General features: G+C 34.0%; 8 protein-coding genes. All 8 read left to right on the top strand.

Annotated features, from left to right (window positions below; genetic code table 11):
* Positions 1–10: 10 nt before the first annotated feature.
* On the top strand, positions 11–142 hold the full coding sequence (locus ACY65O_RS08770; protein WP_462220479.1) for a Thivi_2564 family membrane protein: 132 nt from the start codon (positions 11–13) through the stop codon (positions 140–142).
* 88 nt (positions 143–230) lie between these two features.
* Complete coding sequence (locus ACY65O_RS08765; RefSeq protein ID WP_462220478.1) at positions 231–1301, top strand: OmpA family protein; 1071 nt, start codon at positions 231–233, stop codon at positions 1299–1301.
* Positions 1302–1464: 163 nt separating this feature from the next.
* Positions 1465–1851 carry a low affinity iron permease family protein gene (locus tag ACY65O_RS08760; protein WP_462220477.1) on the top strand — a complete coding sequence of 129 codons (387 nt, stop codon included), beginning with the start codon at positions 1465–1467 and terminating at the stop codon, positions 1849–1851.
* On the top strand, positions 1838–2185 hold the full coding sequence (locus tag ACY65O_RS08755; protein ID WP_462220476.1) for a hypothetical protein: 348 nt from the start codon (positions 1838–1840) through the stop codon (positions 2183–2185). The genes ACY65O_RS08760 and ACY65O_RS08755 overlap by 14 nt, the downstream gene beginning before the upstream one ends.
* A 48-nt stretch (positions 2186–2233) precedes the next feature.
* The gene (locus ACY65O_RS08750) at positions 2234–2833 is read left to right on the top strand and encodes a DUF4142 domain-containing protein (RefSeq protein WP_462220475.1); all 600 of its coding nucleotides are present in this window, start codon (positions 2234–2236) and stop codon (positions 2831–2833) included.
* Positions 2834–2931: 98 nt separating this feature from the next.
* Entirely contained in the window at positions 2932–3090 is a 159-nt protein-coding gene (locus tag ACY65O_RS08745) for a lmo0937 family membrane protein (RefSeq protein ID WP_462220474.1), read from the top strand.
* 39 nt (positions 3091–3129) lie between these two features.
* Entirely contained in the window at positions 3130–3609 is a 480-nt protein-coding gene (locus ACY65O_RS08740) for an RNA polymerase sigma factor (RefSeq protein WP_462220473.1), read from the top strand.
* Between the two features lie 532 nt (positions 3610–4141).
* Positions 4142–4907: sensor histidine kinase family protein (locus tag ACY65O_RS08735; protein WP_462220472.1), on the top strand; the 766-nt coding region annotated here is incomplete at its 3' end.

Below are 4907 nucleotides of genomic sequence, written 5' to 3'. Positions count from 1 at the left end.
TATCCTGTGGTTGGTAAATACATACATACCTATGGATAGCAAAATTAAAAGTATCCTCAAAGTAGTGGTTGTAATTATTGTTATCATTTGGTTGTTAAAGGCATTCGGGCTTTTCAGTTCTTTAGGCAGCTTGAAAGTTTAATAACCAGTTAGTTTTTAAATTAAATCCAGTGTTTCTGTTTTGGCGATCATCAACACTAAATTTTGTATCAGAAAACAAAAAGAAAATTATGCACTTAAAAAAAATAATAAAAGTTTTACCAGTAATATTTTTTATAAATATCACTGTTGGTTTGTATGCTCAAACTGGGCCAGCTGCACCATCTAAGTACGATATGAAAAAAGATGGCGATGGTGACGGTGTTAAAAATAAAAGGGATAAATGCCCAAGTACACCTCCTGGTGTTATGGTTGACGGTACCGGTTGCCCTGTGGATACTGATAAAGATGGTGTGGCAGATTATTTAGATAAATGCCCCACTTTACCGGGTGCAGAAGGAATGAATGGCTGCCAGGATAAAGATAAAGACGGTGTAAGCGATATTGATGATGTATGCGCTGATGTACCGGGCCTTGCAAGGTTTAAAGGTTGCCCCGACAGTGATAGGGATGGCGTAGAAGATGCAAAAGATAAATGCCCCAATGCTGCAGGGCTGGATATTTTTAGCGGCTGCCCCGATACGGATGGAGACGGCGTAGAAGATGCGATGGATAAATGTGCTGACACTAAAAAAGGAGTTAAAGTAGATGCCCGTGGCTGTGCTGCAGACAGCGATAATGATGGCATAATAGATTCGGACGATAAATGCCCCGATACAAAAACCGGTGTTAAGGTTGATGCAAGGGGATGCCCCTTAGATACTGATGGCGATGGTGTATTAGATTCATTTGACAAATGCCCCACAGTAATGGGTGATGCTAACAATAATGGTTGCCCTGCTGTAAAAAAAGAAGCAGCCAAACGTTTACAGTTTGCTACAAGGCGCATAAATTTTGAAACAGGAAATGCATTAGTTAAAGTAGCCTCTTATCCAATGCTGGATGAAGTAGCTAATATTTTGAATGAATATCCGGATTATAATTTAAGAATAGGGGGGCATACAGATGCGGTTGAAAAAAATGCTGCCACACTTTCTCAAAGCCGTGTTGATGCAGTAAAATCGTACTTACTTACTAAAGGTGTAGCCGAAAGCAGAATTGTAATTTCGTCGTATGGTAAAACAAGGCCTGTATCCACAAATGCCAATGCAACAGCCAGGGCACAAAACAGGAGGGTAGAACTGGAATTGTATTTAAGATAAGCCGTATTCAATTTATTGACGGCATAACTATACAGCTTTTAAAAAAAATTATTGAGCAAAATAAGCATAAGCAGAGGTTTTAGGTTTAATGTAAGGGCTGTTGACAACAACAGCCCTTTTTTTAATTTCAGCAATTAAGTAAATAAAATTTAAATAATAAATTATGATTAACCTGTACAGATCTATAGAAAAAATATTTGAAAAACTTACTGCTGCAGCTACAGTGGTATTGGGTAACTCCATCACCTTTATACTTGCTTTGAGTACGGTTATATACTGGCTCACTAACAAACAATATAATGCCCAAAACTTTCAGGAAAGCTTGAGGGATATAATACTTAGTGTAACCTTTTTAAGTTTTTTCATTATTCAAAAATCATTTAACCGTTTCTCTGCGCTGCTTCATTTTAAAATTAATGAATTGATAGCATCGCATGAGCATGCAAATAATGCTGTAATACTTGCGGAAGAAAAAACTGAACACGAGATAAACTCACTTTCAAAAAAACATGCTGAAGAGAATGGAGAAATTGTGGATGAAAACAGCTGAATTTATCTATGCAACGCTCAACAAAAAATGGAACTTCTCTAAAAAGTATGAATTATATAATTTAAATACACCATTGTGTAACACTTATCAATTTAATACTATGCATTTTTGTTCTGCATTTTATAAAAATAAATTAACCATTATGTCCAATTTAAGCACTTCATTATTTTCAGCTAAAATAACCTGGAATAATCCCAAAGCCAACCATAAACAAAAAGTTTTAAAATTTACTGATGCAGATTTGTATTCTGAAGAAAGCGAAGCAGCATCAGAAATAACCCGGCCTAAAATAAAATTTATAAAGAAGAGTAATGCAGAGAATAAAATATTTTAAATAAAATTGCTACCCCCGGTTTTTATTTCTGGTATTACAATAAAGGAAATGAGAAAAGTAAAGCATTATAAAAGGTTAGTGGTTCAGGCATTTTTAGTAACTGCCGGTATTTTTTTTGTATTATCCTGCAATACTGGTGCTAAGGCAGGTAATGACAATTATATTAATGCAGAAAATAATGGGGAGAAATTAAACAGCAGTGCTGATATTAACGATGCCGGTTTTCTTTTAGATGCAGCAGAAATAAATTTGATGCAAATTGATTTAGGGCATTTGGCACAGCAAAATGGAATGATAACGGATGTTAAAGTATTAGGTAAAAAAATGGAAAATTTTTACAACAGATCTTTTCAGTATTTAATTGCACTTACCGCCAATAAATTTGTAACCTTTCCCATAACAACAAGTAATTCCATAAATGTTTATAATAACTTAAGTAAAAAAACAGGAAATGATTTTGATAAAGCCTATTGCGATATAATGATCAAAAATCATGAATACGCCATTGCTGAATTTGAAGAAGCAGCTATTGAATCAGGCGATGCAGCTGTTAGGCAGTGGGCAAAATCAATGCTTGCAGATTTGCGGATACAACTCAGCAATGCTGTTGCCTGCCAAATGAAATGCAGAGAAATGAAATTCCAATAAGCGAAGTAAAACGACAAAAGAAAAGTTTTAAGAAGAGGTATGCAGAGAATTGAAAAGCGGAAAAATATATTACTATCTAACCTCCAAAATTAATAACTATGGGAAATATCCTTTATGTAATGGCAGCAATTTTAATAGGCTTTTGGCTTATTGGATATTTTGCTTTTGGTGTGGGGCCATTTATTCATGTGCTGTTGGTTGCAGCAGCTATCGCTGTACTTTCAAGGCTTATAGTGGGTAATAAAATTGCAGATTAAAAAGGAAATAAATAAATGGCATTTTAAAAAGAGCATTTAGTGACAAAAATCAATAATTTAATTTCAGCAGAAGAAATTGTTTCCATGATAGAGAATAATAATTCTTTAGGATGGGAACATTTATACGACAGGTATTCGCCAATGATGTATGGGGCAATTTTGAAGCTTACCAGTAACGAAAAACTTGCAGAAGAAATTTTGACGGAGTCGTTTTTGCAGCTAAAAAAAAATATTTCGTTATTAAAAAACAGAAAGCCTTTATACCTGCAATTGCTGCAGCATACTTACACAACGGCTGCAGCAATTATAAAAAATAAAATAATTATACCCCATGAAGAAAATGAGGTTGCTGAAATGTTTCCCCTGGTTAATGGCTTAATGCAACGGCAGCTTTCACTTAGTAACATTGCTGCAATGCACGGCATGACCGAAGTTGAAGTAAAACTAAACCTGCATAAAGAGGTGAAGCAAATGAGAAACAAAAACAGGAATGATTTTAAACTTTATGCAGTTTTATAATTCTTTAAAGCACATGAAGTTTAATAATCTATTTATACCATTATTTTAAATTAGTTAAAGCAGCAGTCAATTTAAAAAACGTTTCAGTAAAATGAAGCGTTTTTTTATAAAAGCAGCTGGTCTTTAATAAAAAAGGGGCCAGGATAAATATCCAGCCCCGTTTAAATCCAATATCCTATGAAAAACTTGTACAAAGATAACCGGTTAACATTCGGTATTGGTTATACAGTTGTATAAAAAAATTATGTAATTCACATGTTACCAAAATCTGCACTTTAATAAGTTGCAATTATTTTATTTGTGTAATGCTCAAAAGCTATTTTAAAGAGTTTAATAATTAAAGAATTATATTTTCAGGTTATTTAGCGTTAAATTATTTCTTTTTTAAAACTCATATTTAATATAGCATTGCTTTACTTTCAACTTCAATCACTGCTAAGCCTGCGTTAGTTTTATCCGGCTAATACTAATCCTTTAAAAAATACGTTCTTAAAAAACTAGTACAATTTTTTCGAATAATTCAATATCCCCAATGAAGGGCATTTACTTTAAAATCATCAATTTTTTCAGGGTCATAAAAAGCCTCGGCACTAACCCTGCAATGGACAGTTACGAAAAAAGAAGGTTGGGTATATTTAACCTGCTTAATTTCTTTGCTTTTTTTACTGGCATTTCCATACCGGTTGCAGGCCTTTTAAACAGTGGTTATTTACCCCTGCTTGCATGGGTGGTAGCCTGTTCGCCGGCGTTAATAAGCGGCGTGGTGTTATTATTAAATTATTATCGCCGTCTTCAATTTTCGCTGCTTTGGTATTTTGTAATGTACCCTGTTTTTACCGCATTGGTCTATGCAGGCAGTGTAGATGCAGGAGTAGAATTGTTCTTTATCCTTTACGGCGTACTGGCAGTTTTCTTTTTGCAAAAACTTAACCGCATACTTTTAGCAGTGGTTATAGCAGTAGCCTGTTACAGTTTTATTTTTCTTATTCCGCAGCAATATCAATTTGTACTGAGAGAAATAAATTTTTCTTTTTATATTTTCAATCATATACTTTCCATCTGCTTTATTTTTTTAGGATTGTTTTTAATAAAAAAAGAAAATACAGAGTATCAGTTTGAAATTATAGACAGCAACAGGGCATTGCACAAAAAAAATATAGAGGTAGAAAAACAAAGTAAAGAGATAATAGTTAAAGCAAATTTGCTGGAAGAACAAACTGCACAGCTTACAGAACTTAATGCGGTTAAAAACCGCCTGTTCTCCATCATATCGCATGATCTGCGTACACCAATTTACG

Source organism: Ferruginibacter sp., assembly GCF_031430955.1.
In the GTDB taxonomy this organism is placed as follows: Bacteria; Bacteroidota; Bacteroidia; order Chitinophagales; family Chitinophagaceae; genus Ferruginibacter.
Note: the sequence above shows the minus strand (reverse complement) of the source record. Positions and strands in the feature narration are given on the sequence as shown.

What these genes read in the sequence shown, in the direction of transcription:
- ACY65O_RS08765 (WP_462220478.1), top strand. Translation starts at nt 231, where the DNA reads ATGCACTTAAAAAAAATAATAAAAGTTTTACCAGTAATATTTTTTATA.
- ACY65O_RS08760 (WP_462220477.1), top strand. Translation starts at nt 1,465, where the DNA reads ATGATTAACCTGTACAGATCTATAGAAAAAATATTTGAAAAACTTACT.
- ACY65O_RS08755 (WP_462220476.1), top strand. Translation starts at nt 1,838, where the DNA reads ATGAAAACAGCTGAATTTATCTATGCAACGCTCAACAAAAAATGGAAC.
- ACY65O_RS08750 (WP_462220475.1), top strand. Translation starts at nt 2,234, where the DNA reads ATGAGAAAAGTAAAGCATTATAAAAGGTTAGTGGTTCAGGCATTTTTA.
- ACY65O_RS08745 (WP_462220474.1), top strand. Translation starts at nt 2,932, where the DNA reads ATGGGAAATATCCTTTATGTAATGGCAGCAATTTTAATAGGCTTTTGG.